The following is a 17439-nucleotide window of genomic DNA, read 5'->3' as shown; positions in this document are numbered from 1 at the left end:
AATTCTCCGCAAAATCAGCGTAAAGAGAGGGTTTCCGCGACCGGGCCTAACGCGAGGGCGGGGATAAAGGTCAGGGCGCCTACCAGCAACACGGTGCCGTTCAGCAGGCCAATAAACAGCGCACCGTGTGTCGGTAATGTGCCGGTGGTGGTTGGTTGGATTTTTTTATTCACCAGCGATCCGGCGATGGCCATCACCGGCACAATCACGCCGAAGCGGCCGACAAACATGCAGAATGCCAGCAGACAGTTCCAGAAAGGCGAGTTGGCACTTAAGCCTGCAAAGGCGCTGCCGTTGTTGTTCGCCGCAGACGAGACGGCGTAGAGCACTTCACTAAAACCATGGATACCCGGGTTAAAGATGCCGCTGCGGCCGGCTTCGGTCATCAGTGCCAGCGCGGTGCCGAGCAGCACGAGGGCAGGCGTGACCAGAATGGCCAGCGCGGTTAATTTCATTTCCCGGACGTCGATTTTTTTGCCCAGGTATTCCGGGGTACGGCCAATCATCAGACCGGCGATAAACACCGCCAGCAGCACAAACAGCAGCATGCCGTAAAGACCAGAGCCCACGCCGCCAAACACCACTTCGCCAATCTGCATCAGCCACATTGGGATCATGCCACCCAGCGCCGTAAAGGAGTCATGCATGGCGTTAACCGCCCCGCACGAGGCTGCGGTGGTAACCACGGCAAACAAACTGCTGGACAGGATGCCAAAGCGACTCTCTTTCCCTTCCATGTTGATCGCGCTGTCAGCGCCCAGCGTCAGGAAATGCGGATTACCTTTCCATTCCGCCCACATCACCAGTGCGACGCAGACCACGAAGATCAGAGACATGGTCCACAGAAGGGTGCGTCCCTGACGGCGGTCGTTGACCACATCGCCAAAGGCAAAACAGAGCGCGGCGGGGATCAGGAAGATCGCCAGCATTTCGACAAAGTTGGTCAGCGCTGTTGGGTTTTCAAACGGATGCGACGAGTTGGCGTTGAAGAAGCCACCGCCGTTAGTCCCGAGCATCTTAATGGCTTCCTGCGACGCCACCGGCCCCATAGGCAAAAGCTGTTTTGCCCCTTCCAGAGAGGTATACGGCGCGTAAGGCAGCAGGTTTTGCAGGGTACCTTGCTGAATAAAGAACAGCGCGATAATGAGGGCAACAGGGAGCAGTATCCACAGCGTGATGCGTGTCAGATCGACCCATGCGTTGCCCAGCGTGCTGATATTTTGACGCGCAAAGGCACGCGTGAGCGCGAAGATCACCGCAATGCCGGTGGCAGCAGAGAGGAAGTTTTGCACGGTTAACCCGGCCATCTGGCTAAAGTAGCTCAGCGTGGTTTCCCCGGCATAGGACTGCCAGTTGGTGTTAGTGACAAAGCTGACTGCCGTGTTCAGCGCCAGATGCCAGGACAGACCCGGTAACTGCTGCGGGTTGAGCGGTAAGCTCCCCTGCAGCATCAGCATGCTGAAGAGGACGATGAGGCCAACAATATTCAGCAGCAGGAGCGCCATCAGATACTGGCGCCAGTTCATTTCCCCCTCCCGAATGCCCAGAACGCGCCAGATCCCTTTTTCAACGCGACCTGCCACCGGCAGCGCCACGTTGTTAATCATCCTTGCCAGCACTGTTCCCAGCGGTCTTGCCAGCAGGAACAACACCCCTAAAAAACTGGCAATAAGCAAAAACGCCTGAGCAGCCATCAGAATGCCTCCGCATTAATCAGGGCATAAACCAGATAACCCAATAACAGGAATACCAGCACGATGCCGGCAATAAGGCCTGCACTCACAATCCACCTCCGGGTGACATTTGTATTTGTGCTAACGGTAGGATTTATGGCGCAAAGATTTCGCAAAAATCAGGACGAGGGGTGTAAAAAAAGTATAAAAATGGCAAAGCCCACAATTTAACTATTGATAAGTAAATCGTTAACTTTTTTGTAACTTAATTACGGTGTGAATGTAAATTTTGGCTAAACGGCTAAAAATAAGTGGTCGGATGAGTAGTAAAATTACAAACAAAGCGATATTATTTTATCCAGGTCACAGTTTTTGAATTTTCCGGAGTCCGTTTCCGGCCAACTACAGGGGAGAAAAATATGGATCTTTATAAAGAGTATCCGGCTCATATCGTGTTCATGCGTCGCGCTTTCGCCGTAGTGGCTGGCGTGCTGGCCCTGCCGGTGATGTTGTTCTGGAAAGATCGCGCACGTTTTTACAGCTATCTGCACCGCGTCTGGGCAAAAACCAGCGAGAAGCCGGTATGGATGGATCAGGCCGAAAAAGCGACCTGTGATTTCTACTAATAAAAAGACTACACACAGCAATAAACAAACCGCCTACAGCAATGTGGCGGTTTTTTTGTCCCTCCTGATTCGCGGTTCGTTGGGTGGTTTTCAGGCATATCTTCTTATTCTGAGTCATCAACAGCCACTACCTTATTTCATCCTGTCTACACTTCATGGCAAAGTAGTTCAATGCGTGCCTTTTTCGTTTTACGGCATGCCCTTACGGACATAATGGACAATTGCCTGGAGTTTTATGCCCACCCATCTGGTTTGGTTTCGCGCGGATCTGCGCCTGCATGACAACATCGCCCTGGCGGCGGCCTGTCGCTCTGAACACGCCCGCGTGCTGGCGCTGTTTATCGCTACTCCCGGACAGTGGCAGCAGCATGATATGGCCCCCCGACAAGCCGCTTATCTCTGTTCGCATCTGAATGCCCTGCAACGTTCGCTGGCGGAAAAAGGCATTCCGTTGATTTACAAAGAGGTCAGCGATTTTACCGCTCAGCTCAGCGCGGTACAGGAGGTGTGTCAGCAGAACGACGTTACGCATCTTTTTTACAACTACCAGTACGAATTCAATGAACAGCAGCGCGATCGCGAGCTTGAGCGCATCCTCGGGGATGTAGAGTGTCAGGGATTTGATGACAGCGTCATGCTGGCGCCGGGCAGCGTAATGACCGGCAATCGCGAGATGTATAAGGTCTTTACGCCGTTTAAAAATGCATTTATCAAACGGCTGAAAGAGGCGTTGCCGGAGTGTGTTGCCGCGCCGTCCGCACGAGGGGAGTGTGTAAACGACCTGCCTGAACTGACGTTTGACTATCCGCAACAGGCGTATGACCACTCTTTATTCCCGGCTGATGAAAAAGCGGCAATCGCGCAGCTGCGCCAGTTCTGCAAAACGGGGGCGGCCGCTTACGAGGCACGCCGGGATTTCCCCGCCATTGAAGGTACCAGCCGGTTGTCGGCCTGTTTAGCGCTGGGCGTGCTTTCTCCGCGCCAGTGTTTACACCGTCTTCTGGCAGAGCAGCCCCAGGCGCTGGAGGGGGGCGCTGGCTCGGTATGGCTTAACGAGCTTATCTGGCGCGAATTCTATCGTCATCTGATGACGTATCACCCTGAATTATGTAAACATCGTCCTTTCATTCGCTGGACCGAAAATGTGCAGTGGCAGCAAAACGAGATGCTGCTGCAGGCCTGGCAAAAGGGTGAAACCGGCTACCCGATTGTGGACGCCGCGATGCGCCAGCTGAATGAAACCGGATGGATGCACAACCGCCTGCGGATGATTACCGCCAGCTTCCTGGTGAAAGATCTGCTTATCGACTGGCGTGTCGGGGAGCGGTATTTTATTTCTCAGCTGATCGATGGCGATCTCGCGGCGAATAACGGCGGCTGGCAATGGGCGGCCTCGACCGGAACCGATGCGGCACCTTACTTCCGGATTTTTAATCCCACCACGCAGGGACAAAAATTTGATGCGGACGGGACGTTTATCCGCCACTGGTTGCCTGCGCTGAAAGCGGTTCCCGCTAAGGCGATCCACGACCCGTGGGCATGGGCGGACAAACAGGGCGTAACACTCGATTATCCTCGTCCGATTGTTGAACATAAACAGGCGCGCGTCGCCACGCTGGCGGCGTACGAAGCGGCCCGCAAAGCGTAAGAGAGTCATGATGAAAAATACCGAACTGGAAAGTTTGATCAACGAAAAACTGAACAGCAGTGCCTTCAGCGACTACGGCCCGAACGGGTTACAGGTTGAAGGGCGCGACACGGTGCAAAAAATTATCACCGGCGTGACCGCCAGTCAGGCGTTGCTGGATGAAGCCGTGCGTCAGGAGGCCGATGCGGTCATCGTCCATCACGGCTATTTCTGGAAGAACGAATCACCGATCGTTCGCGGCATGAAGCGCAACCGACTGAAAACGTTGCTGGCGAATGATATCAACCTCTATGGCTATCACCTGCCGCTGGACGCTCATCCCGAGCTTGGCAACAACGTCCAGCTCGCGCAGCTGTTAGGGATCACCGTGATGGGTGAAATTGAGCCGCTGGTACCGTGGGGCGAGCTGTCGATGCCGGTACCGGGTCTTGAGCTGGCCTCCTGGATTGAAGCACGTCTGGGCCGCCGTCCGCTGTGGAGCGGCGATACCGGCCCGGATACGGTGAAGCGTGTCGCCTGGTGCACCGGCGGCGGTCAGGGCTTTATCGATAGCGCCGCGCGTTTTGGTGTTGATGCCTTTATTACCGGGGAAGTCTCCGAGCAGACCATCCATTCAGCCCGTGAACAGGGGCTGCATTTTTACGCGGCAGGTCACCACGCCACCGAGCGCGGCGGCATTCGCGCCCTGAGCGAATGGCTGACCGAAAATACCGATCTGGATGTCACCTTTATTGATATCCCTAACCCGGCCTGATGAGAGGTACCTGAGTGCAGCGAGCGCGTTGTTATCTTCTGGGGGAAACGGCGGTGGTGCTGGAGCTGGAGCCGCCCGTCACCCTTGCTACCCAAAAGCGTATCTGGCGGTTAACGCAGCGTCTGGTGGATGTGCCGGAGGTGGTTGAAGCGATCCCGGGGATGAATAACATCACCGTGGTGCTGCGTAATCCGCATACGCTGGCACTGGATGCCATTGAACGTTTACAGCGCTGGTGGGAGGAGAGCGAAGCGCTGGAGCCGGAATCCCGCACGATTGAGATCCCGGTGGTGTATGGGGGCACAGGGGGACCCGATCTTGGCGTGGTGGCTGAACACAGTGGGCTAACCGAAAAACAGGTCGTTGAGCTGCACGCCTCCGTTGATTATGTGGTCTGGTTTTTGGGATTCCAGCCGGGCTTCCCGTATCTGGGCGGACTCCCTTCGGCACTGCATACGCCACGTCGCGCTGAGCCGCGTCTGAGCGTGCCGGCAGGTACCGTCGCGATTGGCGGCGAACAGACGGGCATTTATCCGCTGGCGTCGCCGGGGGGCTGGCAGCTCATCGGACACACGTCTATGCCGTTATTTGAACCGGGCCTGGACTCGCCGGTCCTCCTGCGTCCTGGCGACACCCTTCGCTTTATCCCGCAGAAGGAGGGGGTATGTTAACGCTTATTCGCGCCGGGCTTTACACCTCTGTTCAGGATGCGGGTCGCTTTGGCATGCGCCAGTCTGGCGTGAGCTATTGTGGCGCGCTGGACAGACCAGCACTGGAGATTGCCAACGTGCTGGTGGGCAATCCCGGCAATACGGCTGCGCTCGAAATTACGCTGGGGCAGTGTGTCATTGAATTTAGTCAGGAGACCTGGTTTGCGTTAACCGGCGCCGGGTGCGATGCCACGCTTGATGGCAAAGCGGTCTGGACCGGCTGGCGACTGCGGGCAAAAGCCGGACAACGTTTAACGCTTAAGCGACCTCAGCATGGGGTTCGCAGTTATCTTGCCGTTGCCGGTGGGATTGACGTGCCGGAGGTGCTGGGCTCATCCAGTACCGATCAGAAAGCCGGAATTGGCGGTCACGAAGGACGTTTGTTGCGCGATGGCGATCGTCTGGCGATAAAACCGTCAACGCGGCACTTTTCAACCGCGCAGGGTGTAAAACAGCTCCTGTGGGGAAACCAGATCCGCGCCCTGCCGGGGCCGGAGTATCAGGAATTTGATGAGGTGTCTCAGGAGTCTTTCTGGCGCTCGCCGTGGAAGATTAGCCCGCAGAGTAACCGCATGGGGTATCGTCTTCAGGGGCAGCCGCTGACCCGTACGACGGACCGCGAACTGCTTTCACACGGTCTGTTGCCCGGTGTCATTCAGGTACCGGGTAACGGTCAACCGATTGTGTTGATGAACGATGCACAGACCACGGGCGGTTACCCGCGCATCGCCTGCATCATTGAGGCCGATCGCTACCATCTGGCGCAAATCCCTCTCGGACAGCCGATTCACTTCGTGCAATGCTCCCTGGAGGAGGCGCTGAAGGCGCGGCAGGACCAGCAGCGTTATCTGGAACAACTGGCGTGGAGGCTTGATGGTAAAGATTGATTTAAACGCCGATCTGGGCGAGGGCGGCAGCGCCGACGCTGAACTGATGACCCTGGTCACCTCGGTGAATATCGCCTGCGGTTTTCACGCGGGTGATGCCCAAACGATGCTGGCGAGCGTGCGCAGTGCCATCAAAAATGGTGTTGCGATAGGGGCGCATCCGAGCTTCCCTGACCGGGAGAATTTTGGCCGCACGGCGATGGATCTCCCGCCCAAAACGGTCTACGCCCAGACGCTTTACCAGATTGGCGCGCTCGAGGCGATTGTGCGTTCGCAGCAGGGCGCGCTGCGCCACGTGAAGCCGCACGGCATGCTCTATAATCAGGCGGCGAACGACCCCGCGCTGGCAGAGGCTATCGCCCGGGCAGTGTTCGATTGCAACCCACAACTGATCCTGGTTGGCCTGGCGGGGAGCGAGCTGATTCGCGCCGGTCAGCGTCTGGGGTTAACCACCCGCCAGGAAGTGTTTGCCGACCGAGGCTATCAGCCCGACGGAACCCTGGTTCCCCGTTCCCGGCCCAACGCGCTGATCACCGATGAGTCTCTGGCGCTGGCGCAGACCCTTCAGATGGTGCGCGAGGGAACAGTAACAACGGTTGAAGGTACAACGGCCAGCGTTCAGGCTGACACAGTATGCTTACACGGTGATGGCGAGCACGCGCTGCAGTTTGCCCGCCGCTTACGGGCGGCGTTTGCAGAGCAGGGGATCCTCGTCAGCGCCTGAAAATCATAAGGATAAAGAGATGCCAGAAGGCCCGGAGATCCGCCGCGCTGCGGATAGCCTCGAGGCGGCGATAAAAGGCAAACCCCTGACGGACGTCTGGTTTGCTTTTCCTCAACTGAAGCCGTTTGAAGCACCGCTGGTGGGACAAACGGTGACCCACATCGAAACGCGGGGAAAGGCGTTACTCACGCATTTTTCTCATAACCTGACGTTATACAGCCACAACCAGCTTTATGGCGTCTGGCGGGTGGTTAACACCAACGAGCAGCCGCAAACCACCCGTGTGCTGCGCGTCAGGCTGCAAACCGCGGATAAAGCGATTTTGCTGTATAGCGCGTCTGATATCGAAATGTTAACGCCGGAGCAACTGCTTACGCACCCGTTCTTACAGCGGGTCGGGCCGGACGTGCTGGATATGCGTCTGACGGCGAACGATGTCAAAGCCCGCCTGTTATCCCCTAAATTCCGCAACCGGCAATTTTCCGGGCTACTGCTCGATCAGGCGTTCCTGGCCGGATTAGGCAATTACCTTCGCGTCGAAATTCTCTGGGAGGTCGGGCTGGCGGCGCAGCATAAAGCGTCGCAGTTGAGCGATGACCAGCTGGAAGTGCTCTCTCACGCGCTGCTGGATATTCCGCGGCTATCGTACAACACCCGCGGCGTGGTAGATGACAACAAGCATCACGGGGCGCTATTCCGCTTTAAGGTGTTTCATCGGGCGGGGAAGAGGTGCGAGCGGTGCGGTGGGGTGATTGAGAAGACAACGCTCTCTTCACGACCGTTTTACTGGTGTCCCGGGTGCCAGAGGTAAAAAGTAAAACGGTAACCCTCAGGTTACCGTTTTTAATGTTTTCACCCTCTCCCGGTGGGAGAGGGGCGGGGTGAGGGCATCAGGCCGCACCCACGTCTTTTAGCGCTTAAGATCAGACTTAAAATCACGCTGCTCGTAGCCGGTATACAGCTGACGAGGACGGGCGATTTTCATGCCTTCGCTGTGCATTTCGTTCCAGTGCGCAATCCAGCCCACGGTACGTGCCATGGCGAAGATCACGGTGAACATGGATGACGGAATGCCCATCGCTTTCAGAATAATGCCAGAGTAGAAGTCTACGTTCGGGTAGAGTTTCTTCTCGATGAAGTACGGGTCGTTCAGCGCGATGTGTTCCAGCTCCATCGCCACTTCCAGCAGATCGTCTTTGGTGCCCAGCTCTTTCAGCACTTCGTGGCAGGTTTCACGCATCACGGTTGCACGTGGGTCGTAGTTTTTGTACACACGGTGACCGAAGCCCATCAGACGGAAGGAGTCATTCTTGTCTTTCGCGCGGCGCACGAATTCAGGAATGTGCTCAACGGTGCTGATCTCTTCCAGCATCTTCAGTGCAGCTTCGTTCGCGCCGCCGTGCGCCGGTCCCCACAGGGAGGCGATGCCCGCAGCGATACAGGCGAACGGGTTCGCACCTGAAGAGCCTGCGGTACGGACGGTGGAGGTAGAGGCGTTCTGTTCATGGTCAGCGTGCAGGATCAGAATACGGTCCATCGCGCGTTCCAGCACCGGGTTCACTTCGTACTCTTCGCACGGCGTGGAGAACATCATGCGCAGGAAGTTACCGGCATAGGAGAGGTCGTTACGTGGATACACGAACGGCTGACCGATGGAGTATTTGTAGCACATCGCTGCCATGGTTGGCATTTTGGACAGCAGGCGGAACGCGGCGATATCGCGGTGGCGTGGGTTATTCACGTCAAGGGAGTCGTGGTAGAACGCCGCCAGCGCACCGGTAATCCCGCACATCACCGCCATCGGGTGAGAGTCACGACGGAACGCATGGAACAGACGGGTAATCTGCTCATGGATCATGGTGTGACGGGTGACGGTGGTTTTGAATTCATCATACTGAGCCTGCGTCGGCTTTTCGCCGTTCAGCAGGATGTAGCACACTTCCAGATAGTTGGATTCGGTGGCTAACTGATCGATGGGGAAGCCGCGATGGAGCAGGATACCTTCGTCACCGTCAATGTAGGTGATTTTGGATTCGCAAGATGCGGTAGAGGTAAATCCAGGGTCAAAGGTGAACACTCCTTTGGAACCCAGCGTACGGATATCAATAACATCCTGACCGAGCGTGCCTTTTAGCACATCCAGTTCAATAGCATCACCACCGTTGAGGGTGAGTTTTGCCTTTGTATCAGCCATTTACGGTCTCCTTAGCGCCTTATGCTTAAGACTGCGCTTTACCGGATTTGCTTTCAGCTGTTAATCACCGTTACCAGATTGTTATTTGGCTTACCGCTCAGCTCACGAGGACAAACCAGGGTACAGAGCTATGGCGCCTTGCAGGTAAACGAATGAAATATCAGTGAAACAACAGCAAATCAGCGTTTTTGCAGTCCGAATTTTTCAAACCTGTATATCACTAATAACTGTCCTGATAACTTCGGTCAATACCATCACACTGTTACATAACTATTTGTCAGGTGAAAGAGAGACCTCATAACTTTTGCGCATTATATGCCTTTTCTGATGACGTTTGTAACAATATTGTTTAACATTTGTCAAATCAGATGATTAAAAATTAAAAAGATGTTGTTATCGTGACCCTGATCACTGTTCCAGAGAAAACCCGACAAACTGTATGTAGGTTAATTGTAATGATTTTGTGAACGGCCTATACTGCCGCCAGGTCTCCGGAACACCCTGCAATCCCGAGCCACCCAGCGTTGTAACGTGTCGTTTTAGCATTTGGAAGCAATGTTTTGCATGACGCGCAGTTATAGAAAAGGAACGCTGTCTGACCCGCATCGCAGTCCGGAGGAAGGAAACAATAAGAACAGCATGTGGGCGTTATTCATGATAAGAAATGTGAAAAAACAAAGACCTGTCAATCTGGATCTCAAAACGATCCGGTTCCCCGTAACAGCAATAGCGTCCATTCTGCACCGTGTATCGGGTGTGATTACGTTTGTGGCGGTAGGCATTCTGCTGTGGTTACTGGGCACCAGCCTCTCTTCTCCTGAAGGATTCCTCCAGGCCTCTGCCATCATGAACAGCTTCTTCGTGAAATTCATCATGTGGGGCATTCTGACTGCGCTGGCGTACCACGTTGTGGTGGGTATTCGCCATATGCTGATGGACTTTGGTTACCTGGAAGAGACTTTCGAAGCCGGGAAACGTTCCGCTAACATTTCATTTGTGATTACAGTCGTGCTTTCACTTCTCGCAGGAGTTCTCGTATGGTAAGCAACGCCTCCGCATTAGGACGCAACGGCGTACATGACTTCATTCTGGTCCGTGCTACCGCCATCGTTCTCACCCTCTACATCATCTATATGATCGGTTTCTTCGCGACCAGCGGCACGCTGACGTGGGAAATCTGGAGTGGGTTCTTCGGATCTGCCTTCACCAAAGTGTTCACCCTGCTGGCGCTGTTCTCCATTCTTATTCATGCCTGGATTGGCATGTGGCAGGTGTTGACCGATTACGTTAAACCGCTGGCAATTCGCCTTCCTCTGCAGCTGGCCATTGTCGTTGCACTGGTGGTTTACGTTATTTATGGATTCGTTGTGGTGTGGGGTGTGTAATGAAACTGCCAGTCAGAGAATTTGATGCTGTTGTGATTGGTGCGGGTGGCGCAGGTATGCGCGCCGCGCTGCAAATTTCCCAGAGCGGCCAGACCTGTGCGCTGCTCTCTAAAGTATTCCCGACCCGTTCCCACACGGTATCTGCGCAGGGCGGTATTACCGTTGCGCTGGGTAACTCCCATGAAGATAACTGGGAATGGCACATGTACGACACGGTAAAAGGGTCCGACTACATCGGCGACCAGGATGCCATCGAATATATGTGTAAGACTGGCCCGGAAGCGATTCTGGAGCTGGATCATATGGGTCTGCCGTTCTCCCGTCTGGAAAATGGCACCATCTATCAACGTCCGTTTGGCGGCCAGTCGAAAAACTTCGGCGGCGAGCAGGCTGCACGTACCGCGGCAGCGGCCGACCGTACCGGTCACGCGCTGCTGCATACTCTGTATCAGCAGAACCTGAAAAACCACACTACTATCTTCTCCGAGTGGTATGCGCTGGATCTGGTGAAAAACGCCGATGGCGCGATTGTTGGTTGTACTGCGCTGTGCATTGAAACCGGTGAAGTGGTCTACTTCAAAGCGCGCGCAACCGTGCTGGCGACCGGCGGTGCAGGGCGTATTTACCAGTCCACCACTAACGCCCACATCAATACCGGTGATGGCGTTGGGATGGCTATCCGCGCTGGCGTGCCGGTGCAGGATATGGAGATGTGGCAGTTCCACCCAACCGGTATCGCCGGTGCGGGCGTTCTGGTGACAGAAGGCTGCCGTGGTGAAGGCGGTTACCTGCTGAACAAACACGGCGAACGTTTCATGGAACGTTATGCTCCGAATGCGAAAGACCTGGCGGGTCGTGACGTGGTGGCGCGTTCCATCATGATCGAAATCCGTGAAGGTCGCGGCTGTGATGGCCCATGGGGTCCACACGCCAAGCTGAAACTCGACCACCTGGGTAAAGAGGTACTGGAATCCCGTCTGCCGGGCATTCTGGAGCTGTCCCGTACCTTCGCCCACGTCGACCCGGTGAAAGAGCCAATTCCGGTTATTCCTACCTGCCACTACATGATGGGCGGTATTCCGACCAAAGTGACCGGTCAGGCATTGACCGTGAACGAGCAGGGCGAAGATGTGGTCATCCCAGGCCTGTTCGCGGTAGGCGAAATTGCCTGCGTATCCGTACACGGTGCCAACCGTCTGGGGGGGAACTCCCTGCTGGACCTGGTGGTGTTTGGTCGTGCGGTGGGTCTGCACCTGCAGGAATCCATTGCCGAACAGGGCGCGCTGCGTGACGCCACTGACGACCAAATTGATGCATCGCTTGAGCGTCTGAACCGCTGGAACGGTAACCGTAACGGTGAAGATCCGGTGGAAATCCGCAAAGCGCTGCAGGAATGTATGCAGCACAACTTCTCGGTATTCCGTGAAGGTGACGCGATGGCGAAAGGTCTTGAGCAGCTGAAAGCGATCCGCGAGCGCCTGAAAAACGCCCGTCTGGATGATACTTCCAGCGAGTTCAACACCCAGCGCGTTGAGTGTCTTGAGCTGGATAACCTGATGGAAACCGCGTTCGCAACCGCGATGTCGGCCAACTTCCGTACCGAAAGCCGTGGCGCGCATAGCCGCTTCGACTTCCCGGATCGTGACGATGAAAACTGGCTGTGCCATTCCCTGTATCTGCCAGAGTCGGAAACCATGACGCGCCGTCAGGTGAACATGGAACCGAAACTGCGTCCGGCGTTCCCGCCGAAGATTCGTACTTACTAATGCGGAGACAGGACAATGAAACTCGAATTCTCAGTTTATCGTTATAACCCGGATGTAGATGACGCTCCGCGCATGCAGGATTACACGCTGGAAGCGGAAGAAGGTCGTGACATGATGCTGCTGGATGCGTTAATCCAGCTGAAAGAAAAAGATCCGACACTGTCGTTCCGTCGCTCCTGCCGTGAAGGGGTGTGTGGCTCTGACGGCGTCAACATGAACGGCAAAAATGGTCTGGCCTGCATCACGCCAATTTCCGCGTTGCAACGCCCGGGCCAGAAAATTGTTATCCGTCCTCTGCCAGGCCTGCCGGTCGTGCGTGATTTGGTGGTAGACATGGGGCAATTCTATGCACAATATGAGAAGATTAAACCTTACTTATTGAATAATGGGCAAAATCCACCCGCTCGTGAGCATTTACAGTCTCCTGAGCAGCGTGAAAAACTCGACGGCTTGTATGAGTGTATTCTCTGTGCATGTTGTTCAACGTCGTGCCCGTCGTTCTGGTGGAACCCGGACAAGTTCATCGGCCCGGCCGGTCTGCTGGCTGCCTATCGCTTCCTGATCGATAGCCGCGACACCGAAACCGATAGTCGTCTGGAAGGTTTAAGTGACGCTTTCAGCGTATTCCGCTGCCATAGCATCATGAACTGCGTCAGCGTGTGTCCGAAGGGGCTGAACCCGACGCGCGCCATCGGCCATATTAAGTCGATGCTGCTGCAGCGCAGTGCGTAAGTAAGTAGTGAGAGGGGGCGCTGTTCCCCCTCACCCTAACCCTCTCCCAAAGGGAGAGGGGATAGATTGCAGAAACCTTTAAAAACTGCCCTGAAGTCTAGACAGTTTCTAAAGGTTCCTTCGCGGGCCAAATGAAAAGAGCTCGCAGGTGAACCCCGGCACGTACACGCGGTGTGCGTGGTAGTTTCTACGGCGAAAGTAAGCATAAAAATGCTTAAGGGATCACGATGCAGAACGGCGCAATGAAAGCCTGGCTGGACTCTTCTTACCTCTCTGGTGCCAACCAGAGCTGGATAGAACAGCTCTATGAAGACTTCTTAACCGATCCTGACTCAGTGGACGCAAACTGGCGTTCCATGTTCCAGCAGTTGCCTGGCACGGGAGTCAAACCGGATCAATTCCATTCCAAAACACGTGATTATTTCCGTCGTCTGGCGAAGGATGCCTCACGTTACTCTTCTGCGATTTCCGACCCTGACACCAACGCGAAGCAGGTTAAAGTCCTGCAGCTTATTAACGCTTATCGCTTCCGCGGTCACCAGCATGCGAATCTCGATCCGCTGGGACTGTGGAAACAAGACCGTGTGGCGGATCTCGATCCGGCGTATCACGATCTGACCGAGGCCGATTTCCAGGAAAGCTTTAACGTAGGTTCTTTTGCCATCGGTAAAGACACGATGAAGCTGGGCGATCTGATCGACGCCCTCAAGCAAACCTACTGCGGCTCCATCGGCGCGGAATACATGCATATCACTTCTACCGAAGAGAAACGCTGGATCCAGCAGCGTATCGAATCCGTAGCGGGCCACGCGACCTTCTCGGCTGACGAGAAAAAACGCTTCCTGAACGAACTGACCGCAGCGGAAGGGCTTGAGCGCTATCTGGGCGCGAAGTTCCCGGGCGCAAAACGCTTCTCGCTGGAAGGCGGCGATGCGTTAGTGCCAATGCTGAAAGAGCTGATTCGTCATGCAGGCAAGAGCGGTACCCGTGAAGTGGTACTGGGCATGGCGCACCGTGGTCGTCTGAACGTGCTGGTCAACGTGCTGGGTAAAAAACCGCAGGACCTGTTCGACGAATTCGCGGGCAAACATAAAGAACATCTCGGCACCGGTGACGTGAAGTACCACATGGGCTTCTCGTCTGATATCGAAACCGAAGGCGGTCTGGTTCACCTGGCGCTGGCGTTTAACCCGTCGCACCTGGAGATCGTCAGCCCGGTAGTTATCGGTTCCGTGCGTGCGCGTCTGGATCGTCTGGACGAGCCAAGCAGCAACAAAGTGCTGCCAATTACCATTCACGGTGATGCGGCGGTCACAGGGCAGGGCGTGGTTCAGGAAACCCTGAACATGTCCAAAGCGCGTGGTTATGAAGTGGGCGGTACCGTTCGTATCGTCATCAACAACCAGGTGGGCTTCACAACGTCTAACCCACTGGATGCGCGTTCAACCCCTTACTGCACCGACATCGGCAAGATGGTACAGGCGCCAATCTTCCACGTTAACGCGGATGACCCGGAAGCGGTCGCCTTCGTGACCCGTCTGGCGCTGGACTTCCGTAACACCTTCAAACGCGATGTGTTCATCGATCTGTTCTGCTACCGCCGTCACGGCCACAACGAAGCCGACGAGCCAAGTGCAACCCAGCCGTTGATGTACCAGAAAATCAAAAAACACCCGACGCCGCGCAAAATCTACGCTGACAAGCTGGAAAGCGAAAAAGTGGCGACGCTGGAAGATGCGACCGAAATGGTCAACCTCTACCGCGACGCGCTGGATGCGGGTGAGTGCGTGGTTAAAAGAGCTGCGTCCGATGAACATGCACTCCTTTACCTGGTCGCCGTACCTCAACCACGAGTGGGATGAGAGCTACCCGAACAAGGTCGAGATGAAGCGCCTGCAGGAGCTGGCTAAACGCATCAGCACCGTGCCAGACGCCATCGAGATGCAGTCTCGCGTGGCAAAAATTTATGCTGACCGTCAGTCTATGGCGGCAGGTGAGAAGCTGTTCGACTGGGGCGGTGCAGAAACGCTGGCTTACGCGACGCTGGTTGATGAAGGTATTCCTGTTCGTCTGTCCGGTGAAGATGCGGGCCGTGGCACCTTCTTCCACCGCCACGCGGTAGTTCACAACCAGTCTAACGGTTCAACCTACACCCCGCTGCAGCACGTGCACAACGGTCAGGGCCAGTTCAAGGTCTGGGACTCCGTGCTCTCTGAAGAAGCGGTGCTGGCCTTCGAATACGGTTACGCTACCGCAGAGCCGCGTACGCTGACCATCTGGGAAGCGCAGTTCGGTGACTTCGCCAACGGTGCTCAGGTGGTTATCGACCAGTTCATCTCTTCTGGCGAACAGAAATGGGGCCGTATGTGTGGCCTGGTGATGCTCCTGCCACATGGTTATGAAGGCCAGGGTCCTGAGCACTCCTCCGCGCGCCTGGAACGTTATCTGCAGCTCTGCGCTGAGCAGAACATGCAGGTTTGCGTACCGTCCACCCCCGCTCAGGTTTACCACATGCTGCGTCGTCAGGCGCTGCGCGGTATGCGCCGTCCGCTGGTGGTCATGTCACCAAAATCCCTGCTGCGTCACCCACTGGCGGTGTCCAGCCTGGATGAGCTGGCGAATGGCACCTTCCTGCCTGCCATCGGTGAGATTGATGAACTGGATCCGCAGGCTGTGAAGCGTGTGGTGATGTGTTCTGGTAAGGTTTATTACGACCTGCTGGAACAGCGCCGTAAGAACGATCAGAAAGATGTCGCCATCGTGCGTATCGAACAGCTTTATCCATTCCCGCACCAGGCGGTGCAGGAAGCGCTGAAACCGTACGCTCACGTGCATGATTTTGTCTGGTGCCAGGAAGAGCCGCTCAACCAGGGCGCATGGTACTGCAGCCAGCATCATTTCCGTGAAGTGATTCCATTTGGGTCTGCCCTGCGTTATGCAGGTCGCCCGGCCTCCGCCTCTCCGGCGGTAGGGTATATGTCCGTTCACCAGAAGCAGCAACAAGATCTGGTCAATGACGCGCTGAACGTCGATTAATTAAAGGATACATAATGAGTAGCGTAGATATTCTTGTTCCCGACCTGCCTGAATCTGTAGCAGATGCGACCGTCGCTACCTGGCATAAAAAACCAGGCGATGCCGTTAAGCGCGATGAAGTGCTGGTAGAAATCGAAACTGACAAAGTGGTACTGGAAGTACCGGCTTCGGCGGATGGCGTTCTGGACGCGGTGCTGGAAGACGAAGGCACCACCGTAACCTCTCGCCAGATCCTGGGTCGCCTGCGTGAAGGCAACAGCGCGGGCAAAGAGTCCAGCGCGAAGTCTGAAGAGAAAGCCTCTACGCCGGCTCAGCGCCAGCAGGCTTCTCTGGAAGAACAGACCAACGACGCGCTCAGCCCGGCGATCCGTCGCCTGCTGGCTGAACACAGCCTTGACCCGGCAGCCATCAAAGGTACCGGTGTAGGCGGTCGTCTGACCCGTGAAGACATCGACAAACACCTGGCGAAAGCGCCTGCTCAGGCAGAAGCGAAAGCCCCTGTGGCAGCCCCAGCAGCACAGCCTGCTCTGGGTGCGCGCAGTGAAAAACGCGTGCCAATGACTCGCCTGCGTAAGCGTGTGGCAGAGCGTCTGCTGGAAGCGAAAAACTCCACCGCGATGCTGACCACCTTCAACGAAGTGAACATGAAGCCAATCATGGACCTGCGTAAGCAGTACGGTGACGCGTTTGAAAAACGTCACGGTATCCGTCTGGGCTTTATGTCCTTCTACGTGAAAGCGGTTGTTGAAGCGCTGAAACGCTACCCGGAAGTGAACGCGTCCATCGATGGTGATGACGTGGTTTACCACAACTATTTCGACGTCAGCATGGCGGTGTCTACGCCACGTGGTCTGGTGACTCCGGTTCTGCGTGATGTGGATACCCTGGGTATGGCCGACATCGAGAAAAATATTAAAGAGCTGGCCGTGAAAGGCCGCGACGGCAAGCTGACCGTAGACGACCTGACCGGCGGTAACTTCACCATTACCAACGGCGGCGTGTTTGGCTCGCTGATGTCTACCCCGATCATCAACCCGCCGCAGAGCGCGATCCTGGGTATGCACGCCATTAAAGATCGTCCGATGGCGGTAGACGGTAAAGTGGAGATCCTGCCAATGATGTATCTGGCGCTCTCTTACGATCACCGTCTGATCGACGGCCGCGAGTCCGTGGGCTTCCTGGTAGCGATTAAAGAGCTGCTGGAAGATCCAACGCGTCTGCTGCTGGACGTCTAGTCCCTTTTAGCATCACCTGCCCTGTAGGCCGGATACGCCTTGCACCGGCCTGCAGGTTTGAAGATAACG

General features: G+C 55.7%; 15 protein-coding genes and 1 pseudogene. 13 read left to right on the top strand and 3 right to left on the bottom strand.

Features of this window, described 5'->3' with window-relative positions; genetic code table 11:
- Positions 1–14: 14 nt before the first annotated feature.
- Positions 15–1694 (bottom strand): potassium-transporting ATPase subunit KdpA, encoded by a 1680-nt coding sequence (kdpA, locus tag ECL_RS14830; RefSeq protein WP_013097553.1) that lies wholly within the window; start codon positions 1692–1694, stop codon positions 15–17.
- Positions 1694–1783, bottom strand: a complete 90-nt coding sequence (gene kdpF, locus ECL_RS14825) for a K(+)-transporting ATPase subunit F (RefSeq protein ID WP_014069365.1) — start codon at positions 1781–1783, stop codon at positions 1694–1696. The genes kdpA and kdpF overlap by 1 nt, the downstream gene beginning before the upstream one ends.
- Before the next feature lie 309 nt (positions 1784–2092).
- On the opposite strand from kdpF, the gene ECL_RS14820 reads away from it, so the two are divergent.
- The 7 genes from ECL_RS14820 to nei all read left to right on the top strand — a co-directional run bounded on the left by ECL_RS14820 (position 2093) and on the right by nei (position 7833).
- A complete protein-coding gene (locus ECL_RS14820; protein WP_013097552.1) occupies positions 2093–2299 on the top strand; it encodes a YbfA family protein in 207 nt (68 codons plus the stop codon).
- A gap of 235 nt (positions 2300–2534) precedes the next feature.
- Positions 2535–3947, top strand: coding sequence for a deoxyribodipyrimidine photo-lyase (gene phrB, locus ECL_RS14815; protein WP_013097551.1), 1413 nt, complete (start codon positions 2535–2537; stop codon positions 3945–3947).
- Positions 3948–3957: 10 nt separating this feature from the next.
- Entirely contained in the window at positions 3958–4701 is a 744-nt protein-coding gene (locus ECL_RS14810) for a type 2 GTP cyclohydrolase I (protein WP_023621132.1), read from the top strand.
- A 14-nt stretch (positions 4702–4715) separates the two neighbouring features.
- Entirely contained in the window at positions 4716–5372 is a 657-nt protein-coding gene (pxpB, locus tag ECL_RS14805; RefSeq protein WP_013097549.1) for a 5-oxoprolinase subunit PxpB, read from the top strand.
- Positions 5366–6298: a 5-oxoprolinase subunit PxpC gene (gene pxpC / locus ECL_RS14800; protein ID WP_013097548.1), complete on the top strand. Its 933-nt coding sequence runs from the start codon at positions 5366–5368 to the stop codon at positions 6296–6298. Before pxpB ends, pxpC begins: the two co-directional genes overlap by 7 nt.
- The gene (gene pxpA / locus ECL_RS14795) at positions 6285–7022 is read left to right on the top strand and encodes a 5-oxoprolinase subunit PxpA (protein ID WP_013097547.1); all 738 of its coding nucleotides are present in this window, start codon (positions 6285–6287) and stop codon (positions 7020–7022) included. Before pxpC ends, pxpA begins: the two co-directional genes overlap by 14 nt.
- Before the next feature lie 19 nt (positions 7023–7041).
- Positions 7042–7833, top strand: a complete 792-nt coding sequence (gene nei, locus ECL_RS14790) for an endonuclease VIII (protein WP_013097546.1) — start codon at positions 7042–7044, stop codon at positions 7831–7833.
- A 99-nt stretch (positions 7834–7932) separates the two neighbouring features.
- Here the strand turns inward: nei and ECL_RS14785 are convergent, their stop codons facing one another.
- Positions 7933–9216 carry a citrate synthase gene (locus ECL_RS14785; protein ID WP_013097545.1) on the bottom strand — a complete coding sequence of 428 codons (1284 nt, stop codon included), beginning with the start codon at positions 9214–9216 and terminating at the stop codon, positions 7933–7935.
- A gap of 639 nt (positions 9217–9855) precedes the next feature.
- Here ECL_RS14785 and sdhC point away from each other — a divergent pair.
- The 6 genes and pseudogenes from sdhC to odhB all read left to right on the top strand — a co-directional run bounded on the left by sdhC (position 9856) and on the right by odhB (position 17370).
- Complete coding sequence (gene sdhC / locus ECL_RS14780; RefSeq protein WP_044159455.1) at positions 9856–10260, top strand: succinate dehydrogenase cytochrome b556 subunit; 405 nt, start codon at positions 9856–9858, stop codon at positions 10258–10260.
- Positions 10254–10601, top strand: a complete 348-nt coding sequence (gene sdhD, locus ECL_RS14775; RefSeq protein ID WP_008501088.1) for a succinate dehydrogenase membrane anchor subunit — start codon at positions 10254–10256, stop codon at positions 10599–10601. Before sdhC ends, sdhD begins: the two co-directional genes overlap by 7 nt.
- Positions 10601–12367, top strand: a complete 1767-nt coding sequence (gene sdhA, locus ECL_RS14770) for a succinate dehydrogenase flavoprotein subunit (protein WP_013097543.1) — start codon at positions 10601–10603, stop codon at positions 12365–12367. Before sdhD ends, sdhA begins: the two co-directional genes overlap by 1 nt.
- A gap of 15 nt (positions 12368–12382) precedes the next feature.
- On the top strand, positions 12383–13099 hold the full coding sequence (sdhB, locus tag ECL_RS14765) for a succinate dehydrogenase iron-sulfur subunit SdhB (RefSeq protein WP_008501090.1): 717 nt from the start codon (positions 12383–12385) through the stop codon (positions 13097–13099).
- Positions 13100–13326: 227 nt separating this feature from the next.
- Positions 13327–16135 (top strand): annotated as a pseudogene (gene sucA / locus ECL_RS14760) (2-oxoglutarate dehydrogenase E1 component).
- A gap of 14 nt (positions 16136–16149) precedes the next feature.
- Complete coding sequence (gene odhB, locus ECL_RS14755) at positions 16150–17370, top strand: 2-oxoglutarate dehydrogenase complex dihydrolipoyllysine-residue succinyltransferase (protein ID WP_013097540.1); 1221 nt, start codon at positions 16150–16152, stop codon at positions 17368–17370.
- Positions 17371–17439: the final 69 nt, after the last annotated feature.

The sequence above is a fragment of the Enterobacter cloacae subsp. cloacae ATCC 13047 genome (assembly GCF_000025565.1).
Lineage (GTDB): Bacteria > Pseudomonadota > Gammaproteobacteria > Enterobacterales > Enterobacteriaceae > Enterobacter > Enterobacter cloacae.
This window is presented reverse-complemented; position numbering and strand designations above follow the sequence as displayed.